Below are 20,450 nucleotides of genomic sequence, written 5' to 3'. Positions count from 1 at the left end.
TTTCAATCCATTACAGTTGATAAAATCCCTTACTTGATGCGTATTTCCCTCTACAAAATTATACTGAAATTATTTTTCTCGTTTGAGAACATTCTGTGTAATCTGGCAAAACGCCTTGTCTTTCAAATGAAGTGCCCCTATTATAAAAATCAATTGTGAATCGAATTCCATACAAACCCATAGTAGCCTATAGCACTTCAATGAATCAGTTAAAGGGGTTTGTTTATGAAAAAAAGTTGGCTCAGATTAATTGGTCTTTCCACTATTGTCACTATGCTAACTGGTTGTGACCCATTGTTAGTATTAGATCCAAAAGGACCTCAAGCTCAAGTGCAAGCCAAAGATATTATGCTATCGATAGGGATTATGTCCTTTATCGTACTCATTGTTTATGTGTTGTTAGCTTATATGTTAGTGAAGTTTCGTGCATCTAAGCAAAGCCCTGACTATAAGCCTCCCCACATTAAAGGGAGTACAAAGGTGGAAATTATTTGTGTAGGTATCCCCGTTTTAATTGTAGCGTACCTATCCTTTATTTCTGTTGAAAGTAACTATAAGGTGGAATCCACACCAGAGAAATACAAACAGGAAGAGCCGTTAATCATTTATGCTTCAACATCGAACTGGAAATGGCATTTTAGTTATCCAGAGGAAGATATTGAAACCGTGAATTATTTGTATATTCCTGCAGAGCGTCCCATTGAATTTAAACTTTATTCTTACGGACCGATTACAAGTTTCTGGATTCCTCAACTAGGTGGTCAAAAATATGCAATGGCCGATATGGTGAATACATTGCATCTGGCTGCGGATCTACCTGGAGAGTATATGGGAAGAAATGCAAACTTTAATGGTAAAGGGTTCGCTGAAAATACGTTTAACGTAACAGCGGTGACTCAGGATGAGTTTGTTGATTGGGTGAAGGAAGTAAAAGCAACTGCAGAACCATTAACGGAAGAAAAATTTAATACGTTGCTAGAACCAGGACACGTTGGCCAATCAACCTATACTGGCACACATTTAACGTTTTTGCCAGCACCTGAGGGTGAAAATGGTGGACATCAACATGGCACATCACACACAAAAGATCATGCTTCTCAACAAAATGATCATTAATTAAAAGGAGACATAGTCATATGGAGTACTTCGAACGATTTGCTATACCCCATCCAAGCCCAGCTATCTATGCATCGATGGTTGCGATTGGTCTGACGGTGATAGCGATAATAGTTGGATTAACCTACTTTAAAAAATGGGGCTACCTTTGGCATGAATGGTTAACAACCGTTGATCATAAGCGCATTGGTATTATGTATTTAATTTCAGCCCTTCTGATGCTTTTCCGTGGTGGAGCAGATGCGATTATGATGCGTGCTCAAATGGCTGTACCTGACAATACATTACTTGATGCGCAGCATTATAATGAAATCTTCACAACACATGGAACAGTGATGATTATTTTTATGGCCATGCCTTTTATTATGGCCTTTATGAATTATATTGTGCCCTTACAAATCGGTGCAAGAGACGTTGCTTTCCCACGGTTGAATGCTTTAAGCTTTTGGCTATTTTTCATGGGGGCTATGCTATTAAATATTTCCTTTGTTATAGGTGGCTCTCCTGATGCTGGCTGGACGAATTATTTCCCTCTTGCAAATAATGAATTTAGTCAATCTGTAGGTACAAATTATTATTTATTTGCTTTACAGATTTCAGGTCTTGGCACATTAATTACTGGTATTAATATGATTGTGACGATCCTCAAAATGAGAGCACCAGGCATGACACTCATGAAAATGCCCATGTTTACATGGTCTTCGTTAGTGGCAAACGTGATTATCGTTTTCGCCTTTCCCGTTTTAACGGTAGCCCTAACGATGGGAACCTTTGACCGACTATTTGCTACTAATTTTTTCACAACGTCCGATGGCGGTATGGATATGCTGTGGGCAAACTTCTTCTGGGTCTGGGGGCATCCTGAGGTTTATATCCTGATTTTACCGGCCTTTGGGATCTACAGTGAGATTATCTCTACTTTTTCTGGACGAAATCTCTATGGCTATAAGTCAATGGTTGGCTCCATGGTGATTATTTCCTTCCTATCGTTTTTAGTGTGGACACATCATTTCTTTACGATGGGACAAGGTGCTTTAACAAACAGCATTTTCTCAATTACAACGATGGCCATTGCGGTACCAACTGGCGTGAAAATTTTTAACTGGTTATTCACCCTTTGGAAAGGAAAAATTGTTTTTACAACACCAATGCTTTACTCCATGTTATTTATTCCTACCTTTACAATAGGTGGTGTAACGGGTGTAATGCTCGGCATGTCAGCAGCTGACTATCAATACCATAACACAATGTTCTTGGTTGCCCACTTCCATATGGTCATTATTCCTGGTGTTGTCTTTGCTATGTTAGCTGGATTACATTACTATTGGCCAAAAATGTTTGGCTTTATGCTGAATGAAAAAATCGGCAAATGGACGGCTTGGATAATTGCGATGAGCACCCTGCTAGCCTTTATGCCCATGTTCTTCTCTGGCTTAGATGGACAAGCACGTCGTATGTATACTTATTCTGCCTCTACAGGTTTTGGGTTGTGGAATATGCTTTCGTTTATCGGCGCAATGGGCCTGACAATTGGCTTTATCTTAATTGTTTACAATGTTATCTACAGTATTCGCTATTCACCAAGAAATGTTGGTTCAGATCCATGGGATGCTCGTACATTAGAATGGGCTACACCAAGCCCAGTGCCGTACTATAATTTTGCCAAGGTACCACACGTGATTTCGACAGAAGCGTTATGGGATGCAAAATATCGTCAGCATGATTTGTTCCCAGAGCCATATGAAAAGATTCATATGCCGAATAATAGTGGTGTGCCTTTCATATTAGGCTGTATTTTCTTCTCATGGGGCTTCTCCTTTGTTTTTGGTATGTGGATACCGACGATTCTCACAACCATTGGTATTTTTATATGCATGGCTCACCGTTCATTGGAAAAAGATCCAGGACACTATGTACCTGTCGAAAAAGTGAAAGCAACGGAATCGAAATTGCGAGGTAGTCAATTATGAAAATCGATCAATCACTTCCTTTAGAATATAGTACTCAGCAAAATCAATTGAATATATTAGGCTTCTGGGTGTTTATCGGTGCTGAAATTATGCTCTTTGGCACATTATTCGCAGGTTATTTTGTCTTAGTGGACCGTACTGGAAATGGACCGACAGGAGCGGATATTTTTGAAATTACACCTGTTTTATTTGAAACGTTTATTCTTTTAACAAGTAGCTTTACCATTGGCTTAGGTATACATGCTATGCGTAAGGGCTATACAAAAGCGATGATAGGGTTCTATATTTTGACACTAGTACTCGGTGTCGTATTTATTGGTTTTGAAGTTTACGAGTTTATGCACTATATTCATGTTGGTGCGGGCTTACAGACGAGTGCCTTTACTGCTGCCCTTTTAACAACATTAGGAACACATGGTGCACACGTTACCTTTGGGGTATTCTGGGGAATGTTTATTGTCTATCAACTTATCCAACGTGGCCTGACACCAGAAACTGCCAATAAATCGTTCATCTTCTCCTTATACTGGCACTTTTTAGATGTGGTCTGGATTTTTATTTTCAGCTTCATTTACTTGAAAGGAATGGTGTAACATGAGTGATTTATTCCCACTGAAACAGGTCATGGGGTTTGGCATGTCGATTATCCTTACGATAATCGCAGCATGTGTATATTTTTTCGATCTACCTTTTGCTATTACCATGACCATTTTATTAGTCACAGCATTTATTCAGGCTGGTCTCCAATTAGTCGTCTTTATGCATGCTAGTGAAACAAAGGATAAGCCTGCGATTTATACCAACATCTATTATGCATTAATCATCGCTCTCGTGACGATTTTCGGAACATTATTATGCATGATTTGGGGTTATATCTAAAAATAAATAATAAAAAATCGTCCTTTACTGTTCAAAGTAAGGACGATTTTTGTGTGAAATCACTGCTGAATGATGTGGCTTTCATCGTCATGACTTGTAGTTTTTAATTTTAAAGCTGATAGAAGAATCAAGAGGATACTAGCGACGCCAATCCAGACAAGAACAGCTACAGAGGAATTCCAAGATAGTTCTTTTCCAAAGAAAAACAGTTCTCGTAAACCTTCAACCATAAAACGCATTGGTAGCCAAGAATAAATCCACTCTCGATAAAAGGCTGACATCATTTCAGGAGCTAATGCAAGCAGTGGACCCCCAAAGAACAGCATTAAAGCAAAAATAGCTATGCCTTTGATCCCGATCCAAGAAAGAACGGCTGATATTAATAAAAAGAAACTAAAAGTCGTAATGGATAAAAATAAGGCTGTATCCAAAAAGTCTGGAATATGAATTCCTACCATTCCATCGACAATCCAAGTAAGACCAAATCCCACCACAAGAGCAACAATACCCCCAATCATAATCTGACTGAGCTTTGCCATAAAATTGCCTTTACGAGAATGGCTTGCTAATTTGTTGATTGATATAAAAACAATGGCTGCACCTGCCATAGTCGCCATCCATAATGGCTGGAAGAGCGATACAGGCGCATTCCCATTAGCACTGTTTTCGCCTACCGCATGAACATTTGTGACCGTTTTTGAAATGGGCGTTACCAAAAGAGCTACCTGTTCAACTGTTAATGTTGCGTTTTGTGCATCTAGCTCTGCCAGTAGCTGTGTGCGTACATTCTGGTTCAGAGTATCCACTACACCATTTAGAATTTGGCCTGCGATCGTGGAAGCTGCCATATTCATTCCTTGGTTAATGAATAGCTGAACCTCTGGAGCAGTGGGGTTGGGCGTCCGTAAAGAAGCTTGTTTGACACTGAAATCCTTAGGTATAACGAATGCAGCATAGTATTCTTGGTTATTAAGCCCCTTTTGCATTTCTTCGGTATTCTTTACTACTACCCATTTCACAGCAGGCTCTTCTTCTTTTGCTGATTTAGCTGTAGTTTGGATCATTTCTACCATATTTTTGCCTAAATTAATACTTGGTTGATTCGGCAATTCTACTCCTTGATCCTCATTCACAAGGGCTATCGGCAAATTTTTTGGTTTTGGCTGCACTGAAGGGAATAATGTAAGTGAAAAAATGAAAATAACAACGAACGCTAGAATGGGTGCAGACCATGCAAATTTATGTTTGACCATTTCATCTACCTCTCCTTTTAAGTTATAATAACGAACAACCTGTTGTTTATTACAATTCAAATTATAGTTGTCAAGAAATCACTGTTCAATAATCAAAACTGTAGTTAGTGTTGGTTATCGAACACATCCATTACTTCTGTTGCTTAAAATTAGGAGGGGTTAAATGAAAGAGTCTTTTACAGATCTCCGAGTCATTCGAACTGTAGAGAGTATTAAAGGCGCATTAGTTGATTTGATTGAGGAAAAAGGCTTTGAATCCATTACGGTTAAGGATATTACAACAAAAGCAAGAATCAATAGAGGGACTTTTTATGCACATTATCAGGATAAATTTAATTTAATGAATAGCTATCAAGAAGAAATAATGCGTGAAATGTCAACCATTACGAAAGAAAACCTACCAAATTTAATAGCTGATCTTCATACGAATGATAAAAAGGTTCAAACCATTGAAATAGCTGTTTTAATTTTTAAATTTTTAGATCAAAATCGGGGGTTTATGAAAGCGGTATTAGGTCCAAACGGAGAATTATCTTTTCAGACGAAATTGAAGGAATTTATCTATAAAACATTATTTGAAAGTACTGATACCCCACTAAAATTGGAAAATTTACTTGTACCAGGAGAATATCTTGTCTCTTATATTGCTTCAGCACATATCGGCGTTGTACAGCAATGGCTACTTGGCGAAGGCAAAGAATCTCCCGAAGAAATGGCTCGTATACTATCAACCATCACATTAAATGGCCCATTTTTTGCTGCGGGCTTAAAAAATAACTGAATAAGTGTGCGTTTGTCGCATGAGCAAGGCAGAAACGAGTGTCATGTTTCTGCCTTGTATTTTGTGAGAAGTACTCATTTATGGCGTTGTATACGTTAAAGACAACATCAAATGTACTTTTTCATTGGAGCGATTGATGTACGTGTGCAGTTCTTCGCCTTTAAATTTAATGACATCCCATTGGTTCAACTGATGACTTTTCTCCCCTACTTTCATGTCCAATTGTCCATTTAACACAAGCACAATTTCTTCGGATCCTGCTAGGTGACACTCACTATATTCACTATGTGGCTCGATACAGCCTCTATACCACTCTGTTCCATGTGTTTTAAATAATGGTTCAACAAACCAGTCGTTATTATGCCCTGCAAATTGATAGTCAGAGCCAAAACGATGGACTTCTGTATGTTCCTCGAATGTTAATAATGAAACGAGTGGAATATTAAGTCCTCTACATATTTTCCAAAGAATATTAACGGTTGGATTCGTTTCCCCTCGTTCAATTTTCCCTAACGTTAATTTACTGACATTACTGATAGTCGCCAGGTCCTCTAAACTCATTCTTTTGCTTTTTCGAATTTCTCTTAGATTAACGCCAACTTGACCAGATAAGTCAATATTTTCTTCAAGCATTTTGCGCACCCCTTCCATTGACTTCACACAATAAGTATATTATAGTATACAAGTCGATTAATTATAGTTTATTTTTTTGTATAAAAAGTTAACTATAGTATATCAAATAATCATTCATATTTATACAAAGAGGTGTGCTTTCTATGATGGCAAAATCAAAAAATCTATCTATTATTTGGAGCGTTTTTTCTTTATTCATACTCTCTATGAATCTACGAGCTTCTATCACGTCCATTTCACCAGTGCTGAAAAATATACAGACTGATTTACAAATGTCGAGTGTAGTGGTCAGCCTACTGACGGCCCTCCCTGTGTTCTGTATGGGGCTCTTTGCACCTTTGGCTGGTAAGCTAAGCGAACGTTGGGGCCTAGAGTTAACGATTGCATTGTCGGTTTTATTAATTGGCGTCTCCACAGCATTGCGTCTAGTGGCAACAACTCCCTTGCTGTTATTATTAACAGCTATTCTTAGTGGGATAGGCATTGCCATTACAGGACCACTCATTTCTGGTTATATTAAAAAGCATTTTCCTAAATCTTCTTCCTCAATGATTGGTGTTTATTCAGCAGGGATGGGGATTGGTGCGTCTCTAAGTGCTGGTTTAGTTGTGCCCGTTATGCATGCTTTTCATCAATCTTGGAACGCAGCTTTAGCGATATGGTCTGTGTTTGCACTAGTGGGGATCATTGTATGGATTCCTATTATCAAAAAATCAAATCAATCGCAAGCTGCAAAGGAAAAAACTATCAGTCAAAAAAGCCGTTTACCTTGGGGAAATAAATATGTTTGGCTACTGATGGTGATGTTTGGTTTGCAATCGGGTGTCTACTATTCGCTAGCGACATGGCTTGCGCCAAAAGTTCAGGACATCGGTTATAGTGATGGCTATGCCGCAACGACAGCTACCATTTTTTCAGTTATGCAAATGATTTGTAGCTTTATAATTCCGGTTATCATTAATAATAGTGTGAAGAGAAAGCCTTGGCTGCTACTATGTGCGTTAAGCTCCTTTATCGGCATTCTGTTATTAATAACGGGTGGAGTTTCTCCTATTTTCTGTGCCACATTAATGGGGATTGGTGCAGGTGGATTATTCCCATTAGCGATGATCCTACCTTTAGATGCAACGACTACCCCAAAGGATGCAAGTGAATGGACAGCCATGATTCAATTTGGTGGCTATATTATTAGTGGCATTATTCCGATGCTTGTTGGGGTCATAAAAGATGTAACCAATACATTTGACGTTGCCCTTTTTGCACTATTATTTATTATAGTCGTCCTCATGCTCCTAACATTAAAGGTAAAAACAAAAAACGAAACAACTATTCGCATTCTTTCCTAACAGAAAAAAGTGGGCGTCATCCGTGTGACGCCCACTTTTTGTCCCAAAGCTATTAGCACATGGACCAAAAAAATAGAATACCAAAACATATACCTATCAAAAATAGTACAGCGTAAAGGAATTTTATTTTCATACTTTGCTCATTAAATACCATCCCTGAATAACGGTATGTCCAGTAAATAATAGGAAGCAATAGGATAAAACTAAAAAAACCTTCCTTTGAAATAGTCATGCTCGTTTCTGTTATCAAAAAGGTAAAGCCACCTAATACAAAGCCAATTGTATAACTGCTAAATAATAAATGCGTGAGTGTTTTATTTTTTCTTTGTTCCATCAGGACTCCATTCATTAGACCTTATCAAAAGGTATTTCATTTTAATTTTCTTTTTGAAAAAATTTCGAGCTGTTCAAAATTTTTATCGTAGGCGTTTCTTCTATTAAGGTTCTCAAACCAATAGGCTGCTCTTTCTAAATCATTGTTCTTATAGAAGATACTCAGTATTTTCTTGAAATTAGGGCTGTAATAAAATGCTTGATGTTCTACAAGACTCAGCCTATTATGAAAATGATCGGAAGCCTTTTCATATTCTCTTAGCTCTCCGTATAAAAGCCCCATATAAATCATTGCACTTGATTTCTCATGATCTGTTAATGGCTCCTTTAATGCAGCGGACATGATTTTTATAGCTGTCCTTTTCATAAAAATCATATCATACAGATTCGCTCTTTTTACAAATCGTTTATATCGTTTAGAAGCCTTCAATTATCGTCAATTCCTCCTCAAGATTGTTGAAACATTATCTATTATAGTTAGACAATCACTGTGAAGATGGTGCTAAAGGATTTATTTTTAGTAGCACTATTTGGTAATAAAAGTGCGAATGGGCCTGTGCTTTCAATGGCAAAATAGAATATGAAAAGACTTAGGAAGAAATCCTCCTAAGCCTTTTGTCATTATTAAATGCATGTCCTCTAGAATGGTAAGAAGTGCGCTGACAACACCACCATCAGTAACTCGTATTGCAACAATGTATGGATATGAGCAATACTATAGAAGCTATTAAAAAGGCTGCTATGGTATGTGACAGGAGTCGCTCATACTTTATCCAAAAGCGCGCTCATTCTTGCTAAAAGCGCTCACTCTTTATTCAAAAACGCTCACTTTTCAGCTAGAAGCGCTCATTCTTTAATCAACAGCGCTCCGATTTCAACTTGAAGTGATCAAACAGCCTTCAGAAACACTTCCTAACAATGGGATGTTAAAGGAAACATAAAATGTCCCTGTAGCAATGGTTTTTTCGTTAGGACAAATAGTGCGTCGTCATCATTCGGCGTGATGGTGGCTGTCATGCCTTCGATTGTAAAGTCCGGTGTAAAATAGAATACTACTTTTTTGGTTGTATCCTTAATAATGCTTGTTAATACAGCCTCTATATTAATTGCCTGTAAAGAGATGATATCGAAAATATGTAACACCCCTTCTTCCTCCTCCATTAATACCATGGCTGCTACGTCTTCTAAATAGTAAATGGTATGCTGAAATACTAAAGTGAAATAAAACATTAATAAGCTTTCATTGTGTTCAACAGCTAAAATACTAGAATTTATATGACGATTTTTTGCATAGTTTTCTAACAGTGCGAGATCTTGTTCGATTGTCAGCTGACGTACCTTGGCCCCCTTCTTTGAATGAATAGGATTTTTTGTAAGGTCTAAGCTAAATTCGCTTTCATGAACGCGTGTAAAGCCAAACTTCGGATAAAAATCCAAAACGCTGTCATTGGCGAAAAGATAGATGAAATCACAGGCACTCTCATATTCCTTGAGAATATGCTGCATCAACTGTTTCGCTAAGCCTTGATGGCGATACTGTTCAGCAGTCATCACTGTACCAATTTGAATCCCATTTAATCGCTCTCCATTTATTCGTACTGACATTTTATTTATAGAAGCATTTGCGATGACTTTTTCATCCTGTACGAATGAATAGGGAATGTATTGGTCATTCCAATAGCCTTTGTTGTACCAGTCTCGAAAATCTAAACCAAATGTTTGGATTGCTAAATCATTAAAACTTGCCTTTAATTTTTCATTGTGACGATAATCACTAACTAACTCGTATTTTTCCACGTCTATTCCCTCCAAATTTATGTTTCAATCGCTCATTTATATGGGAATTATCACCTCCTAAAAACAGAAAAAGACTCTATGAGAACAAGCTCATAAAGTCCGTTGTTATACACAATATAACTGTGGATTAGACATCATTATGCTTCTCTTCTTTATCGCAAAAGGGCAATAGTAAATAAACCCTATAATTTTCAAAAAAATTATAGAATGGCCCCCCTATTAAATTCATTGGAATTTAATTTGCGATAATTAGTTTTAGCATAAACGGCAAATCTCCCTTCTGTTTTTAAGAATACTATTATTTTACCATTATTTGTTAGACATGTCTACTTGATGAAAATACATGAAATAAGTATAGAATACCCCTTTAAAGCCAATTCTAGAAACGAAGTTAGCAATGAAGGGAGCCTACCATTCAATATGAACTTTAAACTACCTTTCAGCAAAAAACAACCACCACCAGTCAAAGAGGCACCTAAAGAAAACCTTGTGAGAGTGGCTCATGCCACAGATCATTTTATTCAATCGATTAAAAATGCTACGAATCATCCAGCAGATTTAATCATTAAATCTCTTCCACCAAACGTAACCCTTATTTACATCGATAATCTCATTGATGATCAGACTTTAAATAATGATATTATCGCTAATTTACAGAGTAAACCGCATGAAACACCAGAGGCGATTGAGATGGTCCTTTCTGTAGCTGAAGTCAATCAATCCAGTCTACTAAGGGAAACAGTAGAATCGATGGTCAATGGTTTTGTGGTGATTCACATAGATGGTTACCCACAAGCTATTTTAGCCAATATTGCTAGCAGAGAGTCTAGAGCTTTGTCAGCCCCTGAAAATGAATCGCAAGTAATTGGTACACAGGTTGGTTTTAATGAGAGTCTATCAACCAATATTTCCTTGATTCGTCGCTACATAGTGAGTCCCAATCTTTGTAATGAAAAAGTAAAAATCGGCACACGGACAAGTACTTCCGTCTCTCTTTTATATATGCGTGGCATTGCTAACGAACAAATGGTCCAAACATTGCGGCAACGAATCACAGATCTTAATATCGATGAGCTGCTCGATAGTGCCGTATTAGCTGAGATGATTGATGATAATTCATTATCTGTTTTCCCTCAAATGCTTTTGACGGAAAGACCTGACAGATTTTGTGATGGCCTTTTAGATGGAAAAGTGGGCGTTCTCGTAGATGGAAGCTCGATGGCTATCGTTGGCCCTCAAACATTTACCGAGTTTTTCCAAAGCCAGGAAGATCAAAATTTAAGGTGGCAAATTGCTACCTTTGTGCGTTTATTACGACTGGCTGCGTTCTTTTTATCCGTTTATTTAACACCTTTTTATGTAGCTGCTCTAACCTTTCATTATGAAGTGATTCCACAAGCCTTTCTCGTCCCATTAAGTGAATCGAGGGCCTTGGTTCCTTTTCCGCCCATATTTGAGGCATTGCTCCTTGAATTTATTATTGAATTGCTAAGAGAAGCAGGAGCTAGATTGCCTACTAAAATTGGACAAACGATCGGTATCGTTGGTGGTATCGTAATTGGAACCGCAGCTGTACAGGCAGGGATTACAAGTAATATATTATTGATTATCATTGCGTTAAGCGCGCTAGCATCTTTCACATCGCCAAGCTATATGATGGGCAATGTGATTCGTCTTATTCGCTTCCCTATTATTATACTTGCCGGATTTTGGGGTTTTTATGGTATCATGTTGGCTTTTTGTTTTATTCTTATTCATCTGTTACGTCAGTCAAGCTTGGGAGCCCCGTATATGTCTCCTTTCTACCCACCAAGGTTGAAGGAAATGCGAGATAGTATTATTCGAATGCCTGTCCCATTAACATCGAAAAGACCTGCTTTGACAAGACCGAAAGATGAACATAAATTTGCCCCTGAGCCAGTGAAACCAGAAAAAAGTTGAACTGAAGGTGAAATAAATGGCAAAACCTATACAACTTAGCCCTAAAGATATGATCAATGCTTATTTGCTTTTTTTTGTGGTACACGGCGCTCAAGTCGGGGTGGGTATACAGGGGTTTCAACGCATTATCTATCAGGATGCAAGGCAGGATGCATGGATTTCTGTTCTACTGGCTGGGATTGCCACACATATCGTTACATTTTGTATGATTAAAACGTTAGAAATCTACGGCTCTGATGACCTATACGGAATCCAAATTGATATTTTTGGTAAATGGATTGGTAATTTTTTAAATGCGATCTATGTCATCTATTGCTCCATAGCGTTCTTTTCTGTTTTACGAAATTATATTGAGGTTATCCAGGCGTGGATCTTTCCAAGTATCCAGACCTGGTTTTTGTCAGCAACTTTACTAATCATTATTATCTATGCCTTTACGGGAGGACTTCGAGTCATTGTGGGGGTGTCTTTTTTTAGTGTCGTACTCTCCTTATGGATTTTCCCAATGTTAGCCTTTCCCATGAAGTTTGCTACAGCAGAAAGTTTATTCCCTATTTTAGAAAATGATATTCGCTCCATTTTAAAAGGAGCACAATCGATGACCTTTACCATTATCGGCTTTGAAATCCTAAACGTGATTTACCCCTTTGTAAAAGACAAGAAAAAAATTAGGAAACCTGTTCATTTAGGACTATTAGCTACAACCATCATCTATTTAGCGGTGATGATGGTGTCAATTGCTTATTATAGCGAGGGCAAGCTCTTGAAAACCATATGGGCAACCTTGACATTATTTAGCTTTATCAGCTTCCCTTTTATGGAACGCTTTGAATTTGTGGCCGTGTGTTTTTGGATGTTGATTATTTTACCAAATCTATGTCTTTACTTGTGGGCTGCATCCCGTGGAGCCATTCGTTTATTTCCGATAAGTGAAAAAATGTTTGTTTGGCTATTTTCATGCATTGTGTTGATTGCAACATTACTGATTCAAACCCGTACGCAGATTAATACGATTAATACTATATTTGGACAAATTGCATTTTACGTGATCTTTGTCTACCCTATTTTACTATGGCCTATTGCACGACTAAAGAAGAACTTCACATCAAAGAAGGTGAAAGAGAATGAAGAAACTTAGAGGGAGGTGGATGATTCTTCTATCCTTTGTTTTTTTATATGGATGTGCGCAAACCAATATTTTAGATAAAGTCGGATTAACTACTTTAGTCGGCTATGATGTAGGAACAGAGGATAAAATAAAGACAACGGCCGTCATTCGTGAAGTAAATCCTGAATTCCAAAGTAATGTGGAAATTCTGACTACCGAAAACGATACGAGTAAAGGAAATCGGATGGAAGCCAATCGAAAACTTTCGAAAAAAATCATGGTTGGTCAAATGAGGGTCATCCTGTTTGGTGAGGAACTGGCGAAAAATGACCTTCGTTACTATATTGATACAAACCTAGAAAACGCTAGTGTTAGCAATGGGATCTTTATGGCAATTGTGGAAGGTGAAACTGAACCATTATTGAAATACGAATATCAAAATATCGAGGATATTGGGCAGCATATTTTCAGGTTAATCGAACAAAATGTCAAGCAGGAATATATGATTTCCTCTACACTCCATCAAATTGCGCATGATTATTATTCATCTGGAAAAGATTTCGCTATGCCGATTATTAAAAGAGATGAAGAGTTGATTGAATTAAGTGGAATAGCTCTTTTTAAAGGTAGTAAGATGGTCAGTTCCCTACCAGCAAGAGATAGCTTTTACGTAAAGATTGTCAGAGATACGTTTAAAGTGGGCTTATATGAAACCGTACTTGAAAAAGAAGATGTTCCATCCCAAATTCTTCAAAAGCCTGCAAATAAAATAACGGTAGCCTTTGATGCGATCCATTCGAAAAGAGAAATGAAGTTAGTCGATGCGGATACGCCAACATTTGACCTGAACATTAAAATCAAATCAAGAGTATTAGAGGTGTACCCTGATATTAACCAAGGTGATCCAAAAACGGTGGCAGCCATGGAAAAGGCAATTGAGAAAAAATTATCGAAGGAAGTACGTAGAGTGATTGCCCATAGTCAAGAAGTCGAGTCTGATATTTTTGGCTTTGGTGAGAAATATAGAAGCGAAGTAAGACATGCTAAGCTAACAAAGGAAAAATGGCATAAGATATATAAAGACATGAAGGTAAATGTCAATGTTGATTTTATCATCTTACGAGATGGAGTTTTTGAATAAGCTAATGCAATGGTTGCCCTGTCATGATCGATAAAAAGTTATGGAAAAAATGTTCATATTGAAGATCAAAGGCAATTCGATGTTTTTTTTCGCCGTTGTTTTTTTCATAAGGTCTTGTTTCGGCAATACTTTGCCCCCTTGCAGGCCCTTCTAATTTATCGACAACAGATACAGGATAGGACTCATAAATGAACATGTCGGGATAAATAATGGCCATTAGGGTTAATGCATCATGCACGGGGCTTCCTAGAAGTGAGGGGTCCCGTTCTTGATAAAAACGCGTATAGTATTCCATTAAGGGTTTCAGGATTTTTGTTTTCCCAAAGGAGTCAATATAGTCTACCATCCCAGGTGTGACAATGGCCTTTTGCGTCGCATTCAATGGTATGATTGTCACATTTGTTGCATAGGTAAGCACAATATTAACGGCAAAGGGATCGCCATGAAAATTCGCCTCTGCCACCGTCGTCACATTACCAGGCACCCAAAATGCTCCACCCATAATATAAAATTCCTTCACGCTTTTCATAAGCTCTTTGTAAAGGATGAACATTGTGGCAAGTGAGGTTAATCGCCCAATATTAACAATAATCAGCTCATCATCCTTATACCTTTCAATAATGTTGACGATTTCAAAAAAGTTCTCAATTTTTAATTCGTGATCATCATTCGGTATGATGGGTCCAAGTCCTCGTTCACCATGAATTTCTGGATAATAGGTGGGCTGCTCGCCAGTTAAAGGTACTTCTGCTCCTAAAACTACGGGAATCCCGCGTGGAAAGTCAAACAACTTCATGACATAATAAATATTGGACACCGCATCTTCTCGTGATACATTGCCGTAATCTGCAACAAGTCCCACAATTTCTATTGCTTGATTGAGCCGTGCATAGATTAGTGCCACCGTATCATCAATGCCAATATCCCCAAATAACAGCACTTTTTTCACCAAAGAATATCCTCCCTTTTACTTCCATTACTGTTATCCTTATAGTAATCAAAGATGACATTGATTATGATTTTTTTTGGAAAAATTAGTGTATCATTCTAGTCCAATGAAAGAAAACCCATTTGCCGAAGCACATGGGTTTGATGAATTAGTTATTTGATTGAAGGAACTGATAGACTGCCATCATTTCCTGTTTATTCAATTCGCGAATACGATTAAAAATAGGAATATTGGCAACGGCCTCAAGATTGGAGCCTTCTGTTACCACATCGCTCACAGTACCGGTTAGCCATGTTTCCACATCAACGCCATCCACGATTTCCTTGCGCCCCTCCTCATTAATGCCACTTGCACCACAGCTTACACATGGCACGGTTAATTTATGGACACCATCATGCAGCCCATCTTCAGAAAGCACTTTTTTGCCTTTACAGAATGGACAGGAATGACTAGCTTTTACTTTATTGATTTGGGTGACGATTTTCTTGTAGCCAAATGCTTCATAGACATATGTTAGTTTTTTGTATTTACCATTCGTAAAATATTGGTCAATAATATGTTCTCTTGTCTCCTGTATAGTAGCAAAATCACAGATGGTTACTTGATTTTTACGGCTGATGTTCTCTAGATTATCCTTGATTTTGTCCCAGAACGGAAAAGCGTTTTGTAGCACGATTTCATAGCCGACAAAACTTGCTAGCTCTAATTCCAGCATTTTCAGTGATACCTGTGTTTCCCTTGGCAATAAGGACACATCTTGTAGCAGTGACATATCTCCGCCAACGATGGCTTTGATTTTTTCTAGTTGTGGTAAGTTGCCTACTGTTTTAATGACTTCATCAAGCGGCTGGTGAATCAAGTCGCGAATATCTGTGTCCCCAAATCGCAATTTCTTGTGGTGGTTGAGCACAGTGCCATGACAAATTGGGCAAGGCACCATTTCTCTTGTTTCCTTCATTTGCTCTTTTATAATGGATTTCGAAATCACGATATAACGACCAATGATAAAATTAAAGCCCTCCCACTTTTTCGAGGATTTCGTTGCTTTATCGTAAAAGGATTTTTCCCAATAACCATATAAAAATGTATGCTTTTCTTCCTCAGTCATGTCATGATAGCTTTTACTGATATCCTGACCAAGCTCATTTTTTATTTGCTCAAAGAGAAACACTATTTTGGCATGTTGATAGTATTTCAAGACCTCCATGATGTCTGGATGTAAGAGACCGTCCCAAAATGGCACGTTTTTGTCTTTTACGACAAGATCAAAATCGAATTTTTCAATTTCCAATCGACCAGAGCAGCTAGGACAATGATTTTCTTGGCTGTAAAAATCAAAGCTTCTCGTATCCTTATTCGTTGGATGTGCAGCCACAATATGATTGATCAGACCACCTATTTCATAGAGAAAACTATATTGGCTATATAAATGTCTTTCCAAATCAATGGCAACAACAGGGGCAATCTTATTGGATTCGTATTCACCGTAAATAAGACGAGCCATGGAAGATAAGCTTTTTAAGATGCCACCCTTATAAATATTTTCCGCATTTTTAAAATAGCTAATATGGTTGTCTTCTAAGTATTGAATGCCATTCCGTGTTGCGAGTGTAGAGGCAATTTGTAATGGAGCTGTATCCGTTGAATGGTTATCCTGCTTAAAATAATCGTCATGACTGGTCACATCAAGATGTGTTACAGGCTCCTGCTGTCTTCTACCGAAGTCCACAACAAAATCTGAGCTTTCCAACATATAGGCATTATGCTCAATCATCATGATGGAGATGGTTTCATCCTCTAGGATGTCCCTTACACTATCAATGAACTGGTTTAAAATATTTTGAGATAGCCCTTTAGAAGGCTCGTCAAAAATAAATAATGTATGTGGATTACGCGAGTTGGCAAATAACTCTGAGACTAAATGCACACATTGGAATTCACCAGTCGACAGGGATTGCGTTTTTCTTTCAAGTGTTAAATAGCCTAGTCCAAGCTTAATCAACAAGCTTAAACGTTTATGGGCGATGTCTTCATTAGGTAGTTCATCAATAATATCTTCAATCGAGCGCTGGAAAATATCATCAATGTCCTCACTATATTTTGTTAGTTTCTTTTTAATATCAAGGAATGTTGCCACAGTAGATCGACTCGTAATCGATTGGTTTCGATCTTGCCCAACCATCACGAGTTTGTCCTTTGGATAGCGTTTGACAAAATCTTTAGCGATACACTCATTGACAAGCGTTGATTTTCCACAGCCAGACTCCCCCGTAAAGGTAACAAGTCGGTTTTGAGGAATGTCTATCTCGTCTATTTGGATATTACGGCAATGGAGGTCTCGGAATTGATAATAGGATATTGGCGCTGCTAGGTTTCGCTCCCAATACATAGGCTTTGGTCGTGGAGATTCTTCAACGATTTTCCCACCGTATTTTCCACTACCTGGTCCAAAGAATAGATGCTTGTCTGCTGTGTCTAACACCGTATCAGAATGATCAATCAACCAAATTTGATTTTTAGCACCGAGTTGTTGAATTTGCTCTAAAATTTTCAGTAAAGTGTTATGGTCAAGGCCCACAGATATTTCATCGACAATAATCACTGTGTTTTCGCTTGTTGCCATGAATTCTGCTAAGTAAAGTCTTGTTAATTCTCCACCTGACAATGTCCCCATAATGCGATTTAATGTTAAGTAGCCAATATTCATTTGCATAATATTGTGAAGAATATGCTGTTTTTCTTCACTGATATTTAATTCTTCTGATAAGGAATAGATAGCCTCGATACTTAAATTGTGAATATCAGAAACACTATAGGGTTCATTCCATAAAGTGATTTTATGTTGCTCCACTTCTGGGCTATAGCGTTTTCCTAAACATTTTTTACATTCTACATTTTTTGTTGTACCTCGTCCTTTACACGCAGGACACCAGCCTAACGCATTGTTAAAGGAAAACATCTCTGGCGAAAGATGAAACTCATCTGCCAGTCGATGACGAATTTCTTTAAAAACACCTGTATGCGTGCCAATTGTGGAGCGTGGATTGCTGGAGATTGAGGATTTTCCTAGAAAAAGTACAAGGGGCATATCCTCCATTTTGATGGCACTGAAGTTCGTTTCCATAATGTTTGGAAACAAATATTGATATTCAGCCTTTGGCAATAAGGAAACGAGACGTTTTTTAGATTCTTCCCCAATCGTCTGACAAAAGGTCGTTTTCCCTGAACCAGACAAACCTGCTATCGCTAACGATTGATCTTCGGGTAAAACGACATCTAAACGGCTGATATTATTGGCAATTAGTTCATTAATCTTCATTTAGTTATCCTTCCATTTAAGAAAATTAAAAGATTTGACTGAAAATGAAAGAACACAATTCTTGCTACGGAATTGCGCTCTCCTTGTTGTCATTTAATTTACACTAAGCTAATACTTTTTCAAGCTGGGCACTCATATTTGTCCAAGCATATGTTGCGCCCTCGATTGCTCCTTGACGTGCCTTTGTTTCTTCGCTGAAGCCACCTTGATCTAGATGAAGCTGAGTCGAGCCATCTGCTTCCTGTGTTAATGTCCATGTAACTGTCGTTGTCTCGCCAGCACTTGTCCAAGTATAAGATAATTTGTGAGGCTCTTCTATTTCCAGCACCTCACAGTCTACAATGCCGTCCCACCATTCATTTGGTTCAGCACGGAATTGGAATTTATGCCCTACAACTGGTTGGAAGTCATTGCTCCATATCCATTTTGCTAGCGTATCTGAATCAGTTAAAGCATGCCATACCTGTTCGATGGAGCTTGTAAATTTAAAATCTAATGATACATCTGGTTTCATTTTTTTTCCTCCAATAAAAGATGTAATTTTGCGATTCTTTCTTTCCAAAATCCTTCATAAAACGATACCCAATCTTGTATTTCTTTCAATGGAGCTGCATTCAAACGATACCTCGTCTCTCTCCCTTCCTTACGAGCAATGACAAGGCCTGCATCTTTCAGGATGGCTAAATGTTTCGAAACAGCGGTACGCCCCATGTCAAATTGAGCGGTTAATTCGTGAAGCGGTAACTCATCTACTTCGGCTAATAAACGGATCAACTTTCGTCTAGTTGGGTCAGCAATGGCTACATAAACGTCACGCTCTTGATGATTGTTATTCAAAACCACCACCCTTTCTAATAGGACACTGATTGGTGTCTTAATTATATGACACCAAATAGTGTCCAGTCAATTTTTATTTTGGACAAAGCGATAGGGATTCTATACATACAAGGTAGAATTAGCTGAAATACAAAAAAGTACAGAGGTAAGAACCTTTGTACTTTCAGGTAATTATTCATTTGTATCTTGATTTAAGCCAGTTCTAAAGGTAAGAATGCGTAGTCTCCATCTCTTATAATGGAACATTTGCGCACCGCAATTGGCTGCCGGAAAAGTGGCCCATCAATGACGGTTGTATGGAATTCTCCCCCTTCACCGCAAGGATCGATATTCCGGGCTTCAAGCTCCTTTACATATTCAGGGGTAAGCACACGTCCTAAATCGTCCTCCGTCATGCCTAAGGATATGTTGACCGTGACAATCATTGTGACAAAGCCTAGGTTCATAAATTCATCGACAGCCTCTCGATGGTTCATCTCCCATAATGGCATGCCTAGTTTTAAACCAACCCTTTTAGTGACTTCATCATGCCAGCAGCCATGCGCAGGCATATCTAAGTCTCCTGTCACTAATACCTCTGCCCCTTGCTGCTTTGCATTTTCTAAGAGTCCTACAAATACTTCTTCATAATCGGCCCAACTTGCCGCAGCTGTATAGACTGGCAGCCCAATAGAGTCAGCTTGTGCCTGGATAAGCTCAGGTGGCATCCCATGGGACCTTGAACGTTTCCCTTCTTCTTCCAACATCACAATGAGTCCCATTGCTTGGCCCACCAGTGATGCTTTATATAAAGCTAAAACACTATCCTTGCCACCACTAAACGAAGCAATAAATGTATGATTTTGTGCATTCTGTTTCCAGTCGGTTGTGTTGGTCATTTCCTTGTCTCCTTGTACTGTTCATCTTCTATTAGAGCGTCATCCATTTGAATAGCTGGCAATCCTTGATTGATTTTAATATTGAGGTAGTGATCGACTAATCATGGTAATGTTGTCATATATACTCCTATTTCTTTAGGAAATTTTCAGGAACAAACACCCCTTCATT

At 38.2% G+C, this 20,450-nt stretch carries 18 protein-coding genes; 9 read left to right on the top strand and 9 right to left on the bottom strand.

The annotated features are described in order from the left end of the window. The first annotated feature begins 225 nt into the window (after positions 1-225). Genes qoxA through qoxD form a run of 4 tightly spaced genes read left to right on the top strand, consistent with a single transcriptional unit; the run spans position 226 to position 3,965 of the window. Positions 226-1,116 (top strand): cytochrome aa3 quinol oxidase subunit II, encoded by an 891-nt coding sequence (gene qoxA / locus MHB65_RS12285; RefSeq protein WP_342443683.1) that lies wholly within the window; start codon positions 226-228, stop codon positions 1,114-1,116. Between the two features lie 20 nt (positions 1,117-1,136). Continuing rightward, entirely contained in the window at positions 1,137-3,086 is a 1,950-nt protein-coding gene (gene qoxB, locus MHB65_RS12280; RefSeq protein ID WP_342443682.1) for a cytochrome aa3 quinol oxidase subunit I, read from the top strand. Continuing rightward, on the top strand, positions 3,083-3,679 hold the full coding sequence (gene qoxC, locus MHB65_RS12275; protein WP_342443681.1) for a cytochrome aa3 quinol oxidase subunit III: 597 nt from the start codon (positions 3,083-3,085) through the stop codon (positions 3,677-3,679). The genes qoxB and qoxC overlap by 4 nt, the downstream gene beginning before the upstream one ends. 1 nt (position 3,680) lies before the next feature. Further along, positions 3,681-3,965 carry a cytochrome aa3 quinol oxidase subunit IV gene (qoxD, locus tag MHB65_RS12270; protein ID WP_205443527.1) on the top strand — a complete coding sequence of 95 codons (285 nt, stop codon included), beginning with the start codon at positions 3,681-3,683 and terminating at the stop codon, positions 3,963-3,965. A gap of 59 nt (positions 3,966-4,024) precedes the next feature. Here qoxD and MHB65_RS12265 read toward each other — a convergent pair whose 3' ends face one another. Continuing rightward, complete coding sequence (locus tag MHB65_RS12265; RefSeq protein WP_342443680.1) at positions 4,025-5,218, bottom strand: ABC transporter permease; 1,194 nt, start codon at positions 5,216-5,218, stop codon at positions 4,025-4,027. 163 nt (positions 5,219-5,381) lie between these two features. Here MHB65_RS12265 and MHB65_RS12260 point away from each other — a divergent pair, with 163 nt between their 5' ends. After that, a complete protein-coding gene (locus MHB65_RS12260) occupies positions 5,382-5,999 on the top strand; it encodes a TetR/AcrR family transcriptional regulator (protein WP_342443679.1) in 618 nt (205 codons plus the stop codon). A gap of 78 nt (positions 6,000-6,077) precedes the next feature. Here the strand turns inward: MHB65_RS12260 and MHB65_RS12255 are convergent, their stop codons facing one another. Next, entirely contained in the window at positions 6,078-6,632 is a 555-nt protein-coding gene (locus tag MHB65_RS12255) for an XRE family transcriptional regulator (protein ID WP_205443522.1), read from the bottom strand. A gap of 143 nt (positions 6,633-6,775) precedes the next feature. Here MHB65_RS12255 and MHB65_RS12250 point away from each other — a divergent pair, with 143 nt between their 5' ends. Then, positions 6,776-7,978 carry an MFS transporter gene (locus MHB65_RS12250; RefSeq protein ID WP_342443678.1) on the top strand — a complete coding sequence of 401 codons (1,203 nt, stop codon included), beginning with the start codon at positions 6,776-6,778 and terminating at the stop codon, positions 7,976-7,978. Between the two features lie 370 nt (positions 7,979-8,348). Here the strand turns inward: MHB65_RS12250 and MHB65_RS12245 are convergent, their stop codons facing one another. Further along, positions 8,349-8,741: a hypothetical protein gene (locus MHB65_RS12245; RefSeq protein WP_342443677.1), complete on the bottom strand. Its 393-nt coding sequence runs from the start codon at positions 8,739-8,741 to the stop codon at positions 8,349-8,351. A gap of 482 nt (positions 8,742-9,223) precedes the next feature. Then, entirely contained in the window at positions 9,224-10,108 is an 885-nt protein-coding gene (locus MHB65_RS12240) for a GNAT family N-acetyltransferase (protein ID WP_342443676.1), read from the bottom strand. Positions 10,109-10,528: 420 nt separating this feature from the next. Here MHB65_RS12240 and MHB65_RS12235 point away from each other — a divergent pair, with 420 nt between their 5' ends. From MHB65_RS12235 to MHB65_RS12225, 3 genes are read left to right on the top strand one after another with little or no spacing between them, the layout of a single operon-like run. Continuing rightward, the gene (locus MHB65_RS12235; protein ID WP_342443675.1) at positions 10,529-12,049 is read left to right on the top strand and encodes a spore germination protein; all 1,521 of its coding nucleotides are present in this window, start codon (positions 10,529-10,531) and stop codon (positions 12,047-12,049) included. A gap of 16 nt (positions 12,050-12,065) precedes the next feature. After that, a complete protein-coding gene (locus MHB65_RS12230; protein ID WP_342443674.1) occupies positions 12,066-13,187 on the top strand; it encodes a GerAB/ArcD/ProY family transporter in 1,122 nt (373 codons plus the stop codon). Beyond that, on the top strand, positions 13,174-14,298 hold the full coding sequence (locus tag MHB65_RS12225) for a Ger(x)C family spore germination protein (RefSeq protein WP_342443673.1): 1,125 nt from the start codon (positions 13,174-13,176) through the stop codon (positions 14,296-14,298). Before MHB65_RS12230 ends, MHB65_RS12225 begins: the two co-directional genes overlap by 14 nt. Before the next feature lies 1 nt (position 14,299). Here MHB65_RS12225 and MHB65_RS12220 read toward each other — a convergent pair whose 3' ends face one another. The 5 genes from MHB65_RS12220 to MHB65_RS12200 all read right to left on the bottom strand — a co-directional run bounded on the left by MHB65_RS12220 (position 14,300) and on the right by MHB65_RS12200 (position 20,281). Beyond that, positions 14,300-15,250 carry a nucleoside hydrolase gene (locus MHB65_RS12220; protein WP_342443672.1) on the bottom strand — a complete coding sequence of 317 codons (951 nt, stop codon included), beginning with the start codon at positions 15,248-15,250 and terminating at the stop codon, positions 14,300-14,302. A gap of 145 nt (positions 15,251-15,395) precedes the next feature. Then, complete coding sequence (locus MHB65_RS12215; protein ID WP_342443671.1) at positions 15,396-18,566, bottom strand: ATP-binding cassette domain-containing protein; 3,171 nt, start codon at positions 18,564-18,566, stop codon at positions 15,396-15,398. 103 nt (positions 18,567-18,669) lie between these two features. Continuing rightward, positions 18,670-19,080, bottom strand: a complete 411-nt coding sequence (locus MHB65_RS12210) for an SRPBCC domain-containing protein (RefSeq protein WP_205443510.1) — start codon at positions 19,078-19,080, stop codon at positions 18,670-18,672. Then, complete coding sequence (locus tag MHB65_RS12205) at positions 19,077-19,403, bottom strand: metalloregulator ArsR/SmtB family transcription factor (RefSeq protein WP_205443508.1); 327 nt, start codon at positions 19,401-19,403, stop codon at positions 19,077-19,079. Before MHB65_RS12205 ends, MHB65_RS12210 begins: the two co-directional genes overlap by 4 nt. 191 nt (positions 19,404-19,594) lie before the next feature. After that, positions 19,595-20,281, bottom strand: coding sequence for a diphthine--ammonia ligase (locus MHB65_RS12200; RefSeq protein ID WP_342443670.1), 687 nt, complete (start codon positions 20,279-20,281; stop codon positions 19,595-19,597). Between the last annotated feature and the right edge of the window lie 169 nt (positions 20,282-20,450).

The organism is Lysinibacillus sp. FSL K6-0075 (assembly GCF_038592945.1).
GTDB classification, from domain to species: Bacteria; Bacillota; Bacilli; order Bacillales_A; family Planococcaceae; genus Lysinibacillus; species Lysinibacillus fusiformis_F.
Note: the sequence above shows the minus strand (reverse complement) of the source record. Positions and strands in the feature narration are given on the sequence as shown.